This is a genomic window from Bradyrhizobium sp. IAR9, from assembly GCF_013408065.1.
Lineage (GTDB): Bacteria > Pseudomonadota > Alphaproteobacteria > Rhizobiales > Xanthobacteraceae > Bradyrhizobium.
The window spans coordinates 58,803-77,049 of record NZ_JACBZW010000021.1 but is presented as its reverse complement, the minus strand read 5'-3'; the positions used below and the strand labels follow the sequence as shown (position 1 = coordinate 77,049).

Below are 18,247 nucleotides of genomic sequence, written 5' to 3'. Positions count from 1 at the left end.
GGCCTTAAAGCCAGACGTGGTGCCGCTAAGCCGCAACCGCCTGCGTCGCCAGCAGCTGCTTCAATTTCGCCGCCGGCACGGCCGGGCTGAACAGCCAGCCCTGCATCTGGCTGCAGCCGAGCTGGCGCAGCACCTCGCGCTGGGCTTCGGTCTCGACGCCTTCGGCGGTCGTCGCCATGTGGCGCGCGGCGGCCATGTGCACCACGGCCTGCACGATCGGCGAGGAATCTTCGGACTGACCGATGTCGCTGATGAAGCTGCGGTCGATCTTGATCTTGTCGAACGGGAAGCGGTGCAGATAGCTCAGCGACGAATAGCCGGTGCCGAAATCGTCGAGCGCGATACGCACGCCGAGCTCGCGCAACTGCTGCAGGATCGTCAGCGCCTCCTCGTCGTCGCGGATCAGCACGGTCTCGGTGATCTCGAGCTCGAGCCGTCCGGGCGCAAGTCCGGACTCCGCGAGCGCGGCCGCGACCTTCAGCGCCAGCGTCCGCGAGCGGAACTGCACCGGTGAGACGTTGACGGCGATGTGAATCTGGCCGGGCCAGGACGCGGCCTCACGGCAGGCCTGCTTCAGCACCCACTCGCCGATCTCCCCGATCAGTCCGGTGTCTTCGGCGACGGGAATGAAGTCCGCGGGCGAGACCATGCCGCGCTCGGGATGACGCCAGCGCAGCAGCGCTTCGCAGCCGGTCACGACATTGGCCGCGAGATCGACCAGCGGCTGGTAGTGCACCTCGAACTCGCCGCGAGCCAGCGCCTGACGCAGATCGAGCTCGAGCTGCCGGCGCAGCCTCGCCTTGGCGTCGTATTCCGGCGTGAAGATGCGGTAGGTGCGGCGCCCCTCCGACTTCGCCGCATACATCGCAAGATCGGCGCGCTTGAGCAGGTCGTCGAGATTGTCGCCGTGGTCGGGCGCGATCGCGATGCCGATGCTGGCATCGGTCGGGATGTCCTGGCCCTTGCAGTCCACCGGCGCGCGCAACGCCTTGAGGATATCTTCCGCCAGCGCCGACAGCTCGGCCGGATCGCGAGTACCGGCCTTGACGATGGCAAACTCGTCGCCGCCGAGCCGCGCGACGAGGTCGTTGCCGGAAACGCAGGCGCGCAGCCGGTTCGCCACCTGCCGCAGCAACTCGTCGCCGACCTCGTGTCCCAGCGAATCGTTGACGCCCTTGAACTCGTCGACGTCGATATAGAGGATGGCGAACGGCTTGCCCTGGCTGAGCTCGGCGACGCGCCGCTCCAGATGGCCGCGCAGCAGCACGCGGTTGGGCAGGTCGGTCAGCGCGTCGTAATGCGCCATATGCGCGATGCGCTCGTCGGCGCGGATGCGCGCGGTGACGTCGTCGTGGGTCGCGAGCCAGCCGCCGGCGGCGCCGGGCTGGTTCTTGATCTCGACCAGGCGGCCATCCGCGGTCTCTACGATGGCGCTCTGGGTGCGCCCGATATGGCTCAGAATGTCGTCGCAATAGGTCTCGACGTCGCCGTGGAACGAGCCGGTGTCATGGCGGTGCCGGATCACGTCTCGGAAAGTGGCGCCGGGCTTCACCACCTCGGGGGACAAGCCGTACATCTCGATGTAGCGCCGGTTGCAGACGATGAGCCGCTCGTCCTGATCGAACATCAGGAGCCCTTGCGTCATCGTGTTCATCGCGGTGTCGAGCCGCTGTTTCTCCAGCGAGAGCCGGTGCGTCACCTGGCGGAAGATCAGGGACAGCGTGAGCACCAGCAGGCTGATCGACAGCACGGCGATGGTGACGAAGAATTTCGTTTGCGTGCGCCAGGTCGCAAGCGTCGCATCCAGCGACTTCGTCGCGACCACGACCAGCGGCTCGCCGGCGAGCAGGCGCGAGGCGACGATGCGGTCCTTGCCGTCGATCGGGCTGGCGATCTGCATCGAGACGAAGGTGCGGTCGAACACCGCGATCTGCTCCGGCGTGCCCTTGCGAAAGTTCTGCCCGATCATCGCATCGACGCGCGGAACGCGCGCCAGCAATTGACCGTTCTGGTGATGCATCGCGATCGAGGATTCCTCACCGAGCCCGGTCGAGGCGAAGAAGGATTCGAGCTGCTCGGGCGCGATCGCGCGCGAGACCACCCCAAGGAATTCGCCATGCGGGCCGGACACGCGCCGCGCGAACACGATCGCCGGTCCGTTGCCGATCCGGCCGTGCACCACCTCCACGTCCTCCTGCGCGGTCGGATCGTTCTTGAGGCGGTTGAAGTAGCCGCGGTCCGCGACCGAGACGTCGGCGACCGGCCAGCGCCGCGACGAGTTGATCAGCATGCCCCTGGCATCGAACACATTGGCGCCGGCAACGTCGGCCCAGCCGCTGGCTTTCGCACGCAGCACCTCGTGCATGGCGAGCGTGCCCATCTCGCTGCGGAAGACGTCGGCGGATTCGATGCCGCGGCTCTCGAGCTCGGTGATGATGCTCTTCTGCAGCACCGCGAAATCCTCGAACTCGCGGTCGAAATGCCGGGCCAGCAGGCGCACGGTGTTTTCAAGGCTGTCGCGGCCGCTCTCGATCGCATTCTGCCGGAAGCGGTCGACGGTGAGCGCGGTGCCGATTGCGGTCGCGGCCATCAGCACGAAGCCGCCGACGATCAGCCATGTCAGTGGCGCTCCCCGCCAGCGACGGAGCAGCGCGCGCATGCGCGCGGTCCATCGGATCGATGTGCCCATGCAGCCCTCCCGTGGGATGCAAGGTGCAGCAAAACCGACAAGACCCCGTTACCAGCGAAGGTTAGGGAACTATGAATCGGAACGGAATCAGTGGGTTGGTTCCATCGATCGCGGAAGCTGCCGTAGGATGGGCAAAGGCGCGCTCTTCGCGCCGTGCCCACGACCCCTATCCGCATCATCCAACGTGATCGGTGGGCACGCTACGCTTTGCCCACCCTACGAGACCACCATTCACCGCTTGATCTCCCAGTTCAGCGCTTCCGCGTTGCCCTTGGCGAACATCTTGGGGACATCGAACTGGCCGGTCTTGAGGTCATAGCGGCATTTCCAGTCCGCGAGCCCTTTCACGGCGACGTTCTTCGGATGCTTGTCCATTTCGCCCGACAGCGAGATCAGGAGGTAGCGGTTGTTGGGCCAGTCAACGCCGAGCCAGCGATAGGCAGTTTCGGTGCCCTTCATCAGATTGGCCGAGATATGATAGTCGAGCTTCATCTTCTTCGTGTCGGCACGGCTGTGGAAATAGGCCCAAGCGAGATCGCTGAGTGATTGTTTCGTCGCGCTGACGAAGGCGCCGTTCTCGACATGATAGAGAAACAGATCCTGCGAGCCTGAGCCGGTCTTCTGCATCCGCACCAGCCATTGCGAGTCGCTGGTGAAGCGGAAGCCCGCGCCGTAGCCCTGCTCCGGCTTCAGCTCCGTCATCTGGTCGCCGCGTCGCGCCCAGACCTGCCATTTGACCTCGAACAGGTCTTCACTGTCCTTCATGTATTGCTCGAGCCTGGTGGCACCGTCGGGCGAGGTGAAGGCGAGGTCGGCATTGTCGGTGAGGACGAAGCCCGGCGGCGGGCCGGAGGCTGCGAGCGCCGGGGAAGCTGTGAGCGTCAGGGCAAGCGCCAGCCCGAGGGCCAGACCGAGCGCCAGATTTGGGGCGGAACGGCAAAATGTGGTCACGGGAAAATTCCTCAAAAAATGCCGCGATGCGGTCTCGCGAGATTTGACGCCGGCGGGGTGGCGCCGGTTCATCCCTGAGTGCCGGGACGGCGGTCTCATCCCATCGACCGTCTTGCTGCCGCAGCCAATTCGGCGCACCTTGCCCCCTCGGCTGATTTGCCATCCAAGGTTCTTTTCCGATGATGACCGCATCCAAGGCCTTCATTGCTCTTTGCCTGCTCGCCCTGGTCGGCACCGTGCTGGTGATCGGCCCGACCGAGCTGCGCCGCCTGCTGCCGGACGGGACCAAGACCGTCGTCGCCGCCACGCCCAAGGTCGAGGCCAAAGCCGAGCCCAAGGTCGAAGCCAAGGCCGAGCTCAAGCCGGAGCCGAAACCGGAACAGCCAAGGCTTGCCGCCGCCACGCCGCCTGCGCCCGCACCAGCCCCCGAGCCGAAGGCGGGCGCGCTGGCCGAGACCCAGAAGCAGGTCACGGCCGCGCTCGCCGATCTTGCACCGGTCAAGCCGCCGCCGGCGGTCGCCGACACCGGCCCCCGTTTCGACGTCGCCCGCGTCGACGATCACGGCGAGGCCGCGGTGATCGCGGGCCAGGCCGCCCCGGGGGCAACGGTCGAGCTGCTGCGCGACGGCAAGCCGCTCGATACGGTGACTGCCGACGCCTCGGGCCAATTCGTGATGACCCCGCCGCAGCTTCCCGCCGGTTCCTATGAATTGACGCTCCGCGCCAGAGCGCCGGATGGCACGGTCACGCAATCCAGCCGGACCATGCCGGTGACCATCGCCGCCGCGGCGCCGCCGCCCGCGCGTCCGGCACCGGTCGCGAAGCAAGACGTGCGGCAAGATTCGAAGCAGGCCGAGAAGCCGGACGACAAATCGGATGTCGTGGCATCCCTGCCGTCGGCCTCGCCGCACCTCGCCTCAACAGCCGAAAGGCCCGCGGTCCGGCCGAGGCTGGGCGGCGCGCCGAAGCCCCGGGTCATGGCGAGGGCGCCAGCGGCGACGACCGTTGCATCTGCATCGCCGGCGGACGCCCTCAGCGTTGCGCCGGCAGAGACAGGCAGCCGGGTGATCTCCCGCGGCGACAGCCTGTGGGCACTCAGCCGCCTCGCCTATGGCGACGGCGCCCGCTACGCCGTGATCTTCAAGGCCAACCGCGACAAGATCCACAATCCCAATCTGATCTATCCCGGCCAGACGTTTGTGATGCCGCAAAAGGCGGAGTGAGGGGCGGTCTTGCTCTTCCTCTCCCGCTTGCGGGAGAGGAAGCCGAGCGCCGATCCTGCACCACAGGCAATTGCCCAGCCTGAGAGATCAACCGCGACGCTTTGCCCTGTATCCCCAAGGAACATTTGGTTCCCCGGCGCGTCATCTCGATGCGACGCAGTGCGCGCTTGGCTGGGAGGAGGCCGAATTGGTCAGGTCAGCGGTTCTGTCAGGACGCGTGGGACTGGCGCTGGCGGGCGCGACCATCCTGATTGCAGCAGTGCTGCTGCCCGGTAAGGCTGAAGCGCAGTTCGGATTGCGTGGCGGCCCGTTCGGTGTCGCCCGTTTCGCCGTCGGCCACATGATCGGCATGTCGCGGCTGCGCCATTCCCGTATGGCAGTGCGGGGCGGCCGCTACCGCTCCGCTGCCTTGAGATCGCAAGATCCGCGCGGTGCCGAGCGCGGCCAGCCAGCCAACCCTTACGTCCTGCGCGCGGCGCTCACGGCGCAGGCCGCGCTTTCAGGCTGGCAAGGCGGCCGCCGCCCGCAAGGCTGGTGGCGTCATCCCGATGGCAGCTACGGCTGGGTCGGCCCGGTGTTCTGGCCGTTCGCGCATGACGACCTCACCAATGCCGTGATCTTCGGCGATGCGACCAGCCTCTCGCTCTACGGCTATGGCGACATCTACGCTGCGATCTTTGCGCCCTACGCGGCCGCCGAGCTGGCCGCCTACACCGCGCCGCAGGGCAAACGCGCGCGCCGAATTCCGTCGGCGCAGAACGTTTGCGATGCCAGCGATCCCCCCGGCTTTCCGGTGGATCGCATCGCCGCCACCGTGCAGCCCAACGAATTGCAACGCACCGCGCTCGACGAGCTCGTAAATGCCTGGAGCGAAGCCCGCGACAGCATCCGTGCCGCCTGCCCATCGCAAGTGCCCGCGACCGCGGCGGAGCGCCTCGGCCTGATGCGCGAGCGGCTCGAGGCCATGATCAAGGCAACTGATGCGATCGCGCCGCCGCTGGCGAAGTTCACCAAGTCGCTCGATGACGATCAGAAGGCCCGGCTCAACGCTCTCGGCAATGAGCGCCGTGCCGCGCTCGCGGCCATGCAGCGCAAAGATACGAGCAAGGATACGAGCAAGGATGCGCAGGCCTCAAACGCCTGCGACGCCGACAGCGATCCGCGCTATGACGAGAAGCTGCAGCGGCAGTACGAGCAGCTCGTGCAGCAGCAATGGCCCGCGGGCGACATCGCCACCACGCTCCGCCTCGACGAGACCGCCCGCGCCCGCTTCGAGGTGCTGCAGGACACCACGCTGCGCACGATGCAGACGCTGAGCGCCTGCCCGGCGGAAGCCGCTGCGACTCCGCAGGCGCGCCTCACCGCCGCAAAGGCGCGGCTGGAGACGATGCTGCAAGCCGTGAACGGCGTCACCGATGCGCTCGACGATTTCGAGGCTGATCTGAGCGACGAGCAGAAGGCCGGCTTCGAGGCGATCGGGCCGAAGCGGGGGGCGTGATCAGTCGCACGCCCAGTCGAACTTCATGTCTTTGAAGTCGAGCTGCGCGTTGCCGCTGCCGAAATTGTAGCCGCCGAAATATTCCTCGAACTCGATGTAGAACGGGCTCGTCTCCGGCACCGCCTGGCACGGCCGCATCGTGCCGCCGAGATGGTTGCGGGCGTGGTCCTTGCACCAATCGTGCAGGCGGTAATTGTCGGCGGTCGGGACGCCGCCCTCAAAGTAGTAGTAGCACTGATAGCCGGTCGGCGGGTCGCGCGGAATGTGCGGGTCCTGCGGGGCCTTGCCGGCGTTGGGATCATCAGCGCGCGGCGTCAGCGCGATCGCGAGGTTCGCGGCCAGTTCGGCACGCGGCGGGCCGGCGAACATCTTTTGCGCGAACGGCGCGGCCGTCTCGAAGAAGGCGCTGGCGCCGCCGATATCGAGCCAGCGCGGCCGGTCGGCCGTCGCCAGCGCAAGCGGCGCCGGCGGTGTGGCGAACGGGCCGTCATATTCGGCCCTGGTCAGCAGCAGCGCAGCATATTCGTAGTCGAGGATATCGGTCATGCGCGACAGCCGCGGATGCGAGGTGCGCGCCTGCACGGCCTCGCGGATTTCCGGATCGTCGGGCGCGCCGCCGTCATTGTGATCGGGCGCGGTGGCAAAGAACGACACTGCGACGATGTCCTCGCCATGGACGCGATAATCCTCCGGCAGCAGCAGCGTGAAGCCGTGCATCAGCGGATAGCCGGTGACGGGATCGAGCGGCCATTGCTCGCTGCTGATGCCCGGCGGCAGGCCAAAGACCCAGCCGTGGTCACGCGCGCGATCGGCGGGACGGTCCAGCATCTGCAGATCATAAGCGCGCGAAGGCAAGGCAAGCGCCACAGGTGGGTCTCCATTGGAATCGCCTCGCCGTTAAGGCGAGGGTTAGTCGCGGGGAGCAGGGATATGGTTCGGGGGAAGGGGATTGTTGCCACCGCCGTCGCCTCACGCTCCGCTGTCGTCCCGGCGAACGCCGGGACCCATAAGCACAGGGAGAAGTTTGGCGAAGATGAGGTGTTCGGTACTTCTACCTCACGCAACCGATAGATCACGCGGTATGGGGCCCGGCGTTCGCGGGGACGACCCCGGAAGGGGCCCACTGTCCCCCGCGCCTGACATCGAGCGGATCGACGCCGCAAGTCACCGGGTTTGCTGTAAAGCTCCGCAGGCGGGCCCGAGTACGGCGTGTTGGGTGGTGTTCCCAGTCTCTCATAACCCATTGATCCGACAACCCCCGTCTACTGTGCATGGGGTTGTTTGCTCGGTATCAGAATTTGTCATTCGAATAATCCAAAATTCGCTTTACTGGAAAAACGAAACACCCTATGCTCCTCCCAACTCATCCCATGGTAAGGGACGGATCGCGATCGTCAGGGTTCGTGGGGTGGGGGGCGGTGGACGCGGGCGGCGTTGGCGCCAGAGCGGTCGCAGGGCGGGTTGTCCCCGTGAGCGATCAGCGGGCGCGTGTACGACGGTGCTTGCCTCGCGTACGGCAAAATCGTGTGGTCGTGACGCCCGAATATCCGGCGTCAAGTCTTGCAGCGGTGCGCTGGTCCGACCGGACCTGTGCATCCCATGAAAGCCGCAAGGCGACGGTGGCAAAGGGATCGTCTCACCGGCGAGAGCGCGACATAAGCCGTTTCAACCACTGCGCAGGGAAGGCCGGGCATTCGGCCGCACCTGTTTCTCCCCTGTGAGCGACTATCACGCACTCATGCACAGGGGTCTTGCGGGTGCCAGCCGGTGCCCGGTCTTCCCTGCGCCCTTCCATTTCGAAGGGTAGCGAGACCTAAGCAAAACCCGGGCGCAATGTGCCGCGGGATCGTGAAATGCTGTCGGTGAGCGATACAAGGGCCTGTAGCCCGGATGGAGCGAAGCGCAATCCGGGACTGCCGTCGCTTGTGGCACGACCCCGGATTTCGCTTCGCTCCATCCGGGCTACACCAGCGCCAACGCCAGCTTTACCCCCTTCGCCGCACCGCCGAGGCGTCCACCACGTTCTCGACTTCCTCGCGCCAGTTCAAGATCTCCATCGCCAGCACGGGGTGATTGAAGCCCTTGAGCTGGAGATCGTCGAGGGCGCGCGCTTCGACCCAGGGCTCGACGATGCCGTAGACGCGGCGGCTCACCACGATCTGGTTGGGCTTGGCTTCGCCGCAGAGGCGCGAGGCGAGGTTGGTGACGCTGCCGATCGCGGCATATTCCAGCCGCTGCTCGAAGCCGACCTGGCCGAGCGTGGCATAGCCGACCGCGATGCCGATGCCGAAGCCGAGGCTGTGCCCGCGGTTGCGCCAGCGCTCGGTCAGCGGGCCGATGGTGTCGCGCATCTCCACCGCCATCTTCACGGCGCGCTTGGTGTGGTCCTCGAACTGGATCGGCGCGTTGAACAGGATCATCACGCCGTCGCCGGCATATTTGTCGAGCGTGCCTTCATATTTGAAGATCAGCTTGCCGAGCGCGGCGTGATATTCGCGCAGTACGTTCATCGCCTCTTCCGGCTCGGTCGCCTCCGTGAACGCGGTGAAGCCGCGCAAATCGCAGAACACCACGGTCACCTCGCGGCGCTGGCTGGTGAGCAGCCCTTCCGGGCTGTCGGAGGAGGCGATCAGCTGCGCCACCTGCGGCGCCAGGAAACGCTCGAGCTTGCGGATGCGCTCGATCTCGCCGAGCTGGGTCTTGACGCGCTCCTCGAGCGACTTGTTCCAGTTCTTCAATTGCTCGGTCTGTTCGCGCAGCTTGTCGGCCTGGGCGCGCACGGTCTCGTTGGCCGTCTCCAGGGCGTGGCTCTTGTGGTCGACCTCGGTGAACAGCCGCGCATTGCGCATCGCCAGCACGGCCTGGTTGGCGAAGGTGCGCATCAGGCCGATGATGCTGGCGGCGAACTCGCCGCTCGCGCGGCGCAGCACCACCAGCGAGCCGAGCGTGCCCTGCTGGTCGACCAGCGGCACCACCAGCACCGAGTGGAAGCCGGCCGCGATCGCGACCTCGCGCAGCGGCTGCTCGGCGGCGGCGCCAAGCTCGGCGATCGCGATCGGTTCGCCGCTTTCGGCGGCATCGCTCAGGATGTTCTGGCCTTCGTCGATGGTGACATGGGCGCCGTCGGCGGATTTGTCGATACCGTTGGCCTCGACCAGTTTGAAGCGGCGCGTCTCGGCATCGAAGCCGTAGATCAGCACCGCATCGGCATGGGTGATCTCGATCGCGCGCGCGGCGATCGTCGGCAGCACGGCGTTGAGATCGAGCGAGGAGGCGACGGCGCGGCCGACCTCCTCCAGCACCTTCAGCTCGTTGATCGACTGCGCCAGATCGCGCGTGCGCTCCTCGACCTTGGTCTCCAGGTCCGAATAGGTCTCCTGGATCTGGCCGGCCATGCGGTTGAACTGGCCGGCGAGGTCTTCCAGCTCGTCCGAGGTGCGCACTTCGATGCGGTGATTGAAATCGCCCTCGCCGAGCCTGTAGGCGCCGTCGCGCAGCGCCGTGATCGGAATGATCATGCGGCGGGCGAGCAGCGTGCCGGCGAGGATCGCGACCATGAGGCCCATGCCGATCAAGAGCGCGATGCGCACCAGCTGGTCGCGTATCGGCGTCAGGGCCTGCGTGGTCGGCTGCTCGAACAGCACGCTCCAGCCGAGTTTCGGCACCGTGCTCGCGGCGCTCATCACCGCATGGCCGTTGAAGTCGGTGCCCGAACTGTCGCCCTCATGGCCGGGCGCGATCGCGGCCGCCACCTGCGGCAGCTTCGACAAATCCTTGCCGACATCCGGCCCTTTCGACGACGTCGCCAGCACGCGGCCGCGGGGGTCGACGACATAGGCGAAGGCGGCCTTGCCGACCTGCGCGTCGGACAGGAAGTCGGAGAGAAAGCTGAGGTCGATCTCTGCCACGGTGACGCCGGCATTGAAGCCGGAATGCGCCACCGAGATCGACATGAACGGCGTCCGGTCGGCGAACCAGGCCGGCGCATAGCTGACGCCGCGGGCGACGGTGTCGGTGAAGCGCATGTCGCGGGAGAGGTCGGCGTTGCTCCCGGTCGTGGTCGACTGGCGCGAGACGCGCAGCACCTCGCGGCCCTCGCCGTTGAGCTGGAACAGCTGGTTGACGACCGAGACCTGGTGCAGCAGCGATGCGTAGTCGGCACGGCGCTTTTCGAGGGTGTCCTGGCTCGCCCGCGTCACCCAGCTGATCTGGCGATCGAGCTCCGAGATCGACTGCTCGATCCGCCGGGCGGCGGCTTGCGCCTTGTCCTCCAGCCCGTCGGTCAGCTGGGTCTTGGTGGCGCGGTAGGAGATCCAGGTCTCCATCGCGCCGTTGACGGCGAGCACGAACACGACGAGGCCGACGAGGGAGACGACGTATTTGGCGAACAGGCCCTCGCGCAGAAACCGTGTCTTGTCGTTCGCTCCTGCCATCCCGATCCTCTCGCGCCGCCATCGACGCCGGCGCTCACGGGCCGCGCAGGCCCTTCCCGGCCGTTCTATCACAATTTGGGCCAAAGGACCGCCGCGCGGGCCGGGGACCGGCCGGCGTGGTTACTCCCTGTGGACGCGGGGGCCGGCGAAAGGCCGGTGAGTTGCCTCATCCGTTCGGAGGAAGCCGGTGGCGGGGAAGCTGATGTAAGGGGATTGCCGTGGAGCTAAGCCCGCCAATCCGCCAATCACCGGTTAAAGAGTTGCCGCAGCACGTCGTTCATTGGCTGACTGTCCTGCTGCGCGACCGGCGGGTCCGCAAGGGCCGGAGCCGCGGGCGAGGCCTGCGGCGCGGGCGTGGAGGGCGTTGCCGGCAGGCTGCGGCTGCGGCCACTGCCCGGCGCGGCGCCGGTGCTGCTTCCCGCGCCGCTGGACAGCCCCTGCTGAATCAAATTGCCGATCGCCTCGCCCAGTGGGCCGCCGAGCAGATTGTTCTGGCCCGGCTGCTGGGCTTGCGGATTGGCGTTGCCGGCCGCATTGCCGCCGGGCGCAGTCGTGCCGCCGAGACCGAGGCTGCCCAGAATGTTGCCGAGCCCGGCGCCATCAGGACCGAACAGGCCCTTGCCCATCTCGCGCAGCTTGGCATAGGCGGCATCCGGATTGTCCAGCATGCCGGCCATGTCGGGGTAGATCTTGGGCTGCGACCAGCTGCCCTGGATCATCACGGGAATGCCGAAGCCGACCGGCTCATTGGCGCGGCCCTGACCTTCGGTCGTCATCACCAGCTTCGGCTCGACGCGAAAACCCATCATCTTGGTGTCGAGGGCGATGGTGCCCGCGCCGGTGACGCGCACCAGCGGCCCGATCAGGTTGAGATCCGTCGTCACGGCCTGGCCCTTGTCGATGCGGAACGAGGCCGAAAGCTGCGACAGGTCGGTGCTTTGCTCCTGGCCGGCATTCTGGTTGTCCTGCCAGCCGGACAGCGTGCCCGATGTCAGCGAACGGATCATCTGCGCGACATTGATGCCGCGGATGGCGCCGTCCTGGAAATTGACGAAGGCCGTGCCCTGCATGTTCGCCATCAGCGCGCGCTGGCTGGTGCCCGCGCTGCGCAAGGCGAGCTTGGCCTGCAGCTTGCCGTCGATGCGGTCGAATTCGGCGAGGCTCTGAAGCAGCGGCAGCGCACGCACGCCGACGAGATCGGAATGCATGGCAAAGCTCGACGCGCCGGTGGTTGCATCGAGGATCACCTCGCCGGAGACCTGGCCGCCATAGGCGCCGAGATTGGCGGTCCCCGCCTTCAGCACCCCGCCGGCGAGCTTCGCATCGACCGCCAGAGGCGCGATGCGGGCATCACCGATCACGGCTTCGTTCGCGGAGATCCGCACTTGCGCATCGACATAATTGAGCCCGGAGACGTCGATCGGCGCATTGCTCCAGGGCTGCCCGGCGGCGCCCTCCGGCGATTTCGCCAGCGGAATCGCCAGCCGCTGGAAGTCGAGGTCGAGCTTGACCAGCGGCTTGCTGGCAATGTCGACCGAAGCCCAGCCGTTGAATGTGCCATCGCCGAGCCGGCCATTCACGCCGTTGATCATCACGACGTCGCCGTTCATTCGCATCTCGGCATGACCGTTGAGCTGAGACTTCAACACGTCGGGCATGTCGATGGCGAAATCCACCGGGATCGTCGGCCGGTCGGCCGGCGGCGCCGGCGTGGTCGCCTTGATGTCGAACTTGGTCGGGTGGTCGCCGACGCGCGCGGTGCCAGTGACATTGACCTTGCGGTCGCGGCCGATCGTCGCGTCGGCGTTGATGGCGCTGATGCGGCCCTCGACGCGGTCGCGCACGCGCGAGAATGCGACTTCGCCGTCGGTGATCTTGACGCGGTCGATGGTCGCGCCATCCGCGTCGAGCGCGAGTGGCGGCTTCGACGAGCCTCCCGCATTCGGCAGGCGCTCCCGCAGCAGCGGCTGGTAAAGCACCGGATGGGTGACGATCAGCTCGCGGATCTCAGGGCGGCCCGACCACACGCTGGAGAGCGACATGTCGGCCTGCACGCTGTCGATCGTCAGGCGCGTGATGCCGCTGCGATCCCGGGGATCGGCAAGCGAGAGGTCGTTCAGGGTGACGTTCAGCGTCGGCCACAGGCTGATCTTGGTGGTGCCGTCGATCGACAGACGATAGCCGGTCGCGCTCTCGACGCGCGAGGCAATCGTCGACGTCAGGAAGCCCGAGGGGATTCCGACCACCAGCAGGAGTGCGATCACGATGATGACCGCGGCCAATGCCGCGCCGGCGAATTTTACTGCTCTCATCTCGACTTTCCACTGACGGACAATCGGCGTCGAATCCCGCCGGTTATCCATCCTTCGCGGCCGAGTTTATCCCCGGACGGGAAGCGGCTCCAAGCGCGTAAAAATAGTCAGGGGGTGCTGCAAAGTTATGTGACTTATGACACACTTCCCCGGCGCGGTTTTACGCGATCCTGATGGTGATGGTTTCAAGCGATTTGCCAAGCGTCTGACAAGATGACTGACCAGGACTTCACAAGGACATTGAAATGAGCAAGCAGGCCGAATTTGCGGTCATTTTGAAGATGAACGCGATGTTCGCGGATCTCGGTGCAGACGAGCTCCAGCGGCTGTCCAATCTCTGTCACACCCAGCATCTGGGGAATGGCGAGGTGCTGTTCCAGAAGGGCGATCCTGGCAACGCGCTGTTCGGCGTGCGCCGCGGCCAGGTCCGCATCGAGACAGGTGCCTCCGACGGCAGCCGGCTCACGCTCAATTTCATGGGCCCCGGCGACCTGTTCGGCGAAGTCGCGGTGCTGGACGGCCAGAATCGGACCGCGGATGCGACCGCTGGCGAGGCCAGCGAATTGTTCGTGCTGCGGCGCGAAGATTTCCTCAGCTTCCTCGAGCGCGAGCCGAAGGTCGCGATCAAGATCATCGCATTGCTGTGCCAGCGCATCCGCTGGCAGAGCGAGCGCATGGAGGAATCGATGCTGCAGCCGCTGCCGGTGCGCCTGGCGCGGCGGCTCTGCGCGCTGGCCGCCGATTTCGGTTCCGAGGTGCACATCTCGCAGGAGCAGCTCGGCGTCTTCGTCGGCGCCGCCCGCGAGAGCGTCAACCGCCAGCTCCAGGCCTGGCGCAAGGAAGCGATCCTCGATCTTCAGCGTGGCCGCATCCTGCTCAGGAACATGACCAAGCTGACCGCGATCGCGCGGAACGAGTAGGGCTCAGCCGCACAGCAGCCCGCGAATGCAGGGCTTGCCGGTGCAGACCCAGGGCCGAGCGTGATCCGCGTGAAAGCTATTGGGGTAACATAGCGCCTTGAAGGCGCCCTGCGTTAACGCGCCCCTCCGGCCACTCGCCCGAAATCTTACTCCGCAGCACGGTGGGCAACGTCTTTCGATGCCGGCGCCGCGCCGTGATGACTGTCCGTCTCGGCGTCCTCGCTGTGCACGATCAGCCGCTTGGCGAAGCGCCAGATCAGGGCGCCAAAATCGTCCATCACCATGAACATCGCGGGCACGAACACCAGCGACAGGATGGTGGAGAAGATCAGGCCGCCGATCACCGCGAGCGCCATCGGCGAGCGGAACTCGCCGCCGGCGCCGACCGCGAGCGCGCTCGGCATCATGCCCGCGGCCATCGCGATCGTGGTCATCACGATCGGCCGGGCGCGCTTCATGCCGGCGTCGATCATCGCCTCTTCGCGCGGCTTGCCGGCGTGAATGGCTTCGATCGCGAATTCCACCAGCATGATCGCGTTCTTGGTGACGATGCCCATCAGCATCAGAATGCCGATCCACACCGGCGTGGTCAGCTGCTTGCCGGTGAGGAGCAGGGCCGCGATCGCGCCGCCGATCGAGAGCGGCAGCGAGAACAGGATGGTGATCGGCTGCAGGAAGGTGCCGAACAGCAGCACCAGCACGGCGTAGACCATCATCAGGCCCGCCGTGATAGCGGTGGCGAAGCCGTCGGACAGCTCGTTGAGGCTTTCGGCGTCGCCGGAGGGAGAGACCTTCACGCCCTTCGGCCGGCTCTTCATCACCGGCAGATCGTAGATCTTCTTGGTGGCGTCGCCGAGTGCGGCGGAGCCGACGAGGTCGGCGGCGACCGTCGCCTGCCGCTCGCGATCGTAGCGGTTGATGCTGGTCGGGCCCTGGTCGAGCTTGACGTCGGCGATGACCGAGAGCGGCACGCCGCCCTTCTCGCCGTGCTCGCCGAGCGGCACGCGCAGCTGTTCCAGCGTCTTCAGATTGCCGCGCGCGGCATCCTCGAGCTGCACGCGGATAGGCACCAGACGGTCGCCGACGTCGAACTTGGCGAGGGCGGGTCCGACGTCGCCGATGGTGGCGACGCGGATGGTCTGCGACAGGCTTTCGGTCGAGACGCCGAGCCGCGCCGCGAGATCGGCGCGCGGTTCGACGCGCAGCTCGGGCCGCTCCAGCGTGGTTTCCGAGATCACGTTGGAGATGGTCGGAATCCGCTTCATCTGCGTCGCGAGCTCGCTCGCGAAATTGTTGACGATGTTGGCGTCGACACCGGTCACGACCAGCGAGATGGCGCGCAGACCGTTCTCGTCGAGGAACCAGAAGCGGATGTCTGGAATGTTCTCCAGCTCCTGGCTGATCGAGAATTCGAGCTCGCGCTGGGTGATGTCGCGGGCATCCTTGGGCGTGTAGTTGATGATCAGTGCGGCGCGCCGGACTTCCTGGGTGCCCGGCGGGACGCGCCCGCCGTCGACGAAGATGCTCTTCACCTCGGGCCGCTTGCGCAGCCGCGCGACGATGTCCTCGGTGACCTTTTCGGTATAGGCAAGCTGGGTGCCCGGCGGCAGCTCGAGGGCCAGCAGTGAGCGCGAACTATCCTGCGCCGGCAGAAAACCCTGCGGCAGCAGTGTAATGCTCCAGATCGAGGCGGCGAAGATGCCGAAGCCGACCAGCACCGTGATGAAATAGTGTTTTACCGACCAGGCCACGATCCGGTGATAGGCCCGCAGCACGCGGCCGGGCGGCGGTTCTTCGTGAGTGCCGGGCTTGAGGAAGTAGGCGGCGAGCACCGGCGTGACGAAGCGCGCGGCGAGCAGCGAGAAGAACACCTGCACCGAGACGGTGATGCCGAACTGCTTGAAGAACTGTCCGGCGATGCCCGACATGAAGCTCGCCGGTGCGAAGATCGCGATGATGGTGAGCGAGATCGCGATCACCGCGAGGCCGATCTCGTCGGCGGCTTCGAGGGCGGCACGATAGGGCGACTTGCCCATGTTCATGTGCCTGACGATGTTCTCGATCTCGACGATGGCGTCGTCGACCAGAATACCCGTCGATAGCGTAATGGCGAGGAAGCTGACGAGGTTCAGCGAGAAGCCGAGCAGGTCCATCGCCCAGAACGCCGGGAAGATCGACAAGGGCAGCGAGATCGCGGCGATGATGGTGGCGCGCAGGTCGCGCAGGAACAAGAGCACGATGACGACGGCGAGGATGGCGCCTTCGAACAGGGTCGAGATCGCCGCGTGGTAATTGCCGTTGGTATATTCGACCGAGGTGTCGATCACCTTCAGGTCGACGTCGGGATAGGCGGCCTTGAGTACGTCGATGCGCTTCTGCACGGCCTCGGCCACCTTGACGTCGCTGGCGCCCTTGGAGCGCTTGATACCGAGCGCGACGATCGGCTCGCCGTTGAAGCGGGCGAAGGTGCGGCGGTCGGCGATGGTGTCAGTGACGGTACCGAGGTCGTCGAGCCGGACCTCGCCGCCGCCGAACAGCGGGATCATGGTGCCGGCAAGGTCGCTCAGCGTCTTGGCGCCGGCGAGCGTGCGGATCGCCTGGTCGTTCTTGCCGATCTCGGCGCGGCCGCCGGCGACGTCGACATTGGTGCCGCGCAGGCTCTGGCTGACATTGACCGCGGTCAGCCCCATTGCCTGCAAACGGTCGGGATCGAGCGAGACCAGAATTTCGCGCTCGACACCGCCGATGCGCTCGACCTGGGCGACGCCGCGCACGCCTTGCAGTGCGCGCTTGACCACGTCGTCGACGAAGTAGGAGAGCTGCTCCGGCGTCTTGCCGGGCGAGATCGCGGCATAGGTGACGATCGGCAGGCCGATGACGTCGACGCGCTGGATCAGCGGCTCGGTGACGTTCTGCGGCAGGTTCGAGCGCACACGCGTCACCGCGTCCTTGACGTCGTTGAGCGCGCGGTCGGTGTTGGTCTCCAGCGCGAACTGGATGGTGGTGACCGACACACCGTCGGTGATCTGTGAGGTAATGTGCCGCACGCCCTCGACGCCGGAGACGGCGTCTTCGACCGTCTTGGTCACCTGCGATTCGAGCTCGGCGGGCGCCGCGCCGAACTGCGACACCACGACCGAGATCACGGGAATGTCGGCCGAAGGCAGCCGCGTCACCGCGAGCTTGGTGAAAGACACCCAGCCGAGGATCAGAAGAATGATCGAGAAGACGACCGACGGCAGCGGATTCCGGATCGACCAAGCCGAGATATTGAGAGCCATCAGCGTACCCGCGTGCGATCGAGTTCATCGGCGAACATGGTCTTGATCTGGTCGCCGTCATGGAGCGAAGAGCCGGCGTCGGCCACGACGATTTCGCCGACGTCGAGGCCTTCCAGGATTTCCGTCGCGTTGTCGGACGAGAGCCCGACCCGCACCTTGCGCGTCTCGATGATGTTGCCCTTGACGACCTGAATGGTGAGATGGTCGATCGCGGTCTTGGGGATCGAGACGCCGCAGCTTCGCTTGGCGTCGATAGAGGCGCGGGCGAACACGCCGACCTTCAGCGACGGATTGTTGGTGACGCTGATGCGGACGCGGCCGAGCTGCGTGGCGCGGTCGATCTCGGGCGCAACCAGCCGGACCCGGCCGATCAGATCGGGCGCGTCATCGCGGCTGATGCGCACGGTGGCGCCGGAGTTGAGCTTGGGCATGTGCACCGCCGGAACCTGAGCATCGAGCTCGATCTCGTTGTTGACGGCGATGCGGAACATCGGGCCGGCCTGCGGGGAAGCAGGCGCGCCGACGATGGTGCGGACCTCGGTGATGAGGCCCGGCGCAGGTGATTTCAGCGAGATCGGACCTTGCGGACCGGGTCTCTGCGGCTGGCCCGGGATCTGCGGCGGCGCCGTCAGGCGCGCCAGCTCCTGGTTGTCGGCAACGACGGTGCCCTCGGTGACGAAGAGATCGGTGACCTTGGATCCCTCCTGGTCGGCGATGACCACGGCCTCGCGGCGCGGCACGAAGAAGCCGGTCACCCGTACAAGGTCGGAGAAGCAGGCATTGGTCGACTTCGTCACGATGACGAGCGCCTCGCTCTGCGTCTCCTTCGGCTCGGCGCGCTTGCGATGCTCGAACAGGTAATAGCCGACGCCGAGCGCGACGACGAACATCACGGTTCCGGCAGGCTTGAGATATTCGGAGAGGTTCATCGCCGGATCAT

Annotated in this window: 10 protein-coding genes; 3 read left to right on the top strand and 7 right to left on the bottom strand. The window is 66.3% G+C overall.

What is annotated here, in order from left to right; all coding sequences use genetic code 11:
• Positions 1 to 25 precede the first annotated feature (25 nt).
• A complete protein-coding gene (locus GGD67_RS36655; protein WP_179739731.1) occupies positions 26 to 2,689 on the bottom strand; it encodes an EAL domain-containing protein in 2,664 nt (887 codons plus the stop codon).
• Between the two features lie 231 nt (positions 2,690 to 2,920).
• Positions 2,921 to 3,640: a hypothetical protein gene (locus GGD67_RS36650; RefSeq protein WP_409411134.1), complete on the bottom strand. Its 720-nt coding sequence runs from the start codon at positions 3,638 to 3,640 to the stop codon at positions 2,921 to 2,923.
• 179 nt (positions 3,641 to 3,819) lie between these two features.
• Between GGD67_RS36650 and GGD67_RS36645 the strand changes: the two genes are divergently transcribed.
• Both GGD67_RS36645 and GGD67_RS36640 read left to right on the top strand, forming a co-directional pair.
• The gene (locus GGD67_RS36645) at positions 3,820 to 4,863 is read left to right on the top strand and encodes a LysM peptidoglycan-binding domain-containing protein (RefSeq protein ID WP_179739729.1); all 1,044 of its coding nucleotides are present in this window, start codon (positions 3,820 to 3,822) and stop codon (positions 4,861 to 4,863) included.
• 187 nt (positions 4,864 to 5,050) lie between these two features.
• Complete coding sequence (locus GGD67_RS36640; RefSeq protein WP_179739727.1) at positions 5,051 to 6,361, top strand: Spy/CpxP family protein refolding chaperone; 1,311 nt, start codon at positions 5,051 to 5,053, stop codon at positions 6,359 to 6,361.
• Here the strand turns inward: GGD67_RS36640 and GGD67_RS36635 are convergent, their stop codons facing one another.
• The 3 genes from GGD67_RS36635 to GGD67_RS36625 all read right to left on the bottom strand — a co-directional run bounded on the left by GGD67_RS36635 (position 6,362) and on the right by GGD67_RS36625 (position 13,106).
• Positions 6,362 to 7,189, bottom strand: a complete 828-nt coding sequence (locus tag GGD67_RS36635; protein WP_210286769.1) for a hypothetical protein — start codon at positions 7,187 to 7,189, stop codon at positions 6,362 to 6,364. It lies immediately after the preceding gene.
• A gap of 1,157 nt (positions 7,190 to 8,346) precedes the next feature.
• On the bottom strand, positions 8,347 to 10,794 hold the full coding sequence (locus GGD67_RS36630; protein WP_179739721.1) for an adenylate/guanylate cyclase domain-containing protein: 2,448 nt from the start codon (positions 10,792 to 10,794) through the stop codon (positions 8,347 to 8,349).
• 245 nt (positions 10,795 to 11,039) lie between these two features.
• Complete coding sequence (locus GGD67_RS36625; RefSeq protein WP_179739719.1) at positions 11,040 to 13,106, bottom strand: AsmA family protein; 2,067 nt, start codon at positions 13,104 to 13,106, stop codon at positions 11,040 to 11,042.
• A 245-nt stretch (positions 13,107 to 13,351) separates the two neighbouring features.
• On the opposite strand from GGD67_RS36625, the gene GGD67_RS36620 reads away from it, so the two are divergent.
• Positions 13,352 to 14,026, top strand: coding sequence for a Crp/Fnr family transcriptional regulator (locus tag GGD67_RS36620; protein ID WP_018321583.1), 675 nt, complete (start codon positions 13,352 to 13,354; stop codon positions 14,024 to 14,026).
• A gap of 146 nt (positions 14,027 to 14,172) precedes the next feature.
• Here the strand turns inward: GGD67_RS36620 and GGD67_RS36615 are convergent, their stop codons facing one another.
• Complete coding sequence (locus tag GGD67_RS36615) at positions 14,173 to 17,307, bottom strand: efflux RND transporter permease subunit (RefSeq protein ID WP_092261379.1); 3,135 nt, start codon at positions 17,305 to 17,307, stop codon at positions 14,173 to 14,175.
• Positions 17,307 to 18,236 (bottom strand): efflux RND transporter periplasmic adaptor subunit, encoded by a 930-nt coding sequence (locus GGD67_RS36610; RefSeq protein ID WP_018321581.1) that lies wholly within the window; start codon positions 18,234 to 18,236, stop codon positions 17,307 to 17,309. Before GGD67_RS36610 ends, GGD67_RS36615 begins: the two co-directional genes overlap by 1 nt.
• Between the last annotated feature and the right edge of the window lie 11 nt (positions 18,237 to 18,247).

Bases quoted from the DNA above. Each gene is read 5' to 3' on its own strand.
- GGD67_RS36655 (WP_179739731.1), bottom strand. From the start codon at position 2,689: ATGGGCACATCGATCCGATGGACCGCGCGCATGCGCGCGCTGCTCCGT.
- GGD67_RS36645 (WP_179739729.1), top strand. From the start codon at position 3,820: ATGATGACCGCATCCAAGGCCTTCATTGCTCTTTGCCTGCTCGCCCTG.
- GGD67_RS36635 (WP_210286769.1), bottom strand. From the start codon at position 7,189: ATGCTGGACCGTCCCGCCGATCGCGCGCGTGACCACGGCTGGGTCTTT.
- GGD67_RS36630 (WP_179739721.1), bottom strand. From the start codon at position 10,794: ATGGCAGGAGCGAACGACAAGACACGGTTTCTGCGCGAGGGCCTGTTC.
- GGD67_RS36625 (WP_179739719.1), bottom strand. From the start codon at position 13,106: ATGAGAGCAGTAAAATTCGCCGGCGCGGCATTGGCCGCGGTCATCATC.
- GGD67_RS36620 (WP_018321583.1), top strand. From the start codon at position 13,352: ATGAGCAAGCAGGCCGAATTTGCGGTCATTTTGAAGATGAACGCGATG.
- GGD67_RS36615 (WP_092261379.1), bottom strand. From the start codon at position 17,307: ATGGCTCTCAATATCTCGGCTTGGTCGATCCGGAATCCGCTGCCGTCG.
- GGD67_RS36610 (WP_018321581.1), bottom strand. From the start codon at position 18,236: ATGAACCTCTCCGAATATCTCAAGCCTGCCGGAACCGTGATGTTCGTC.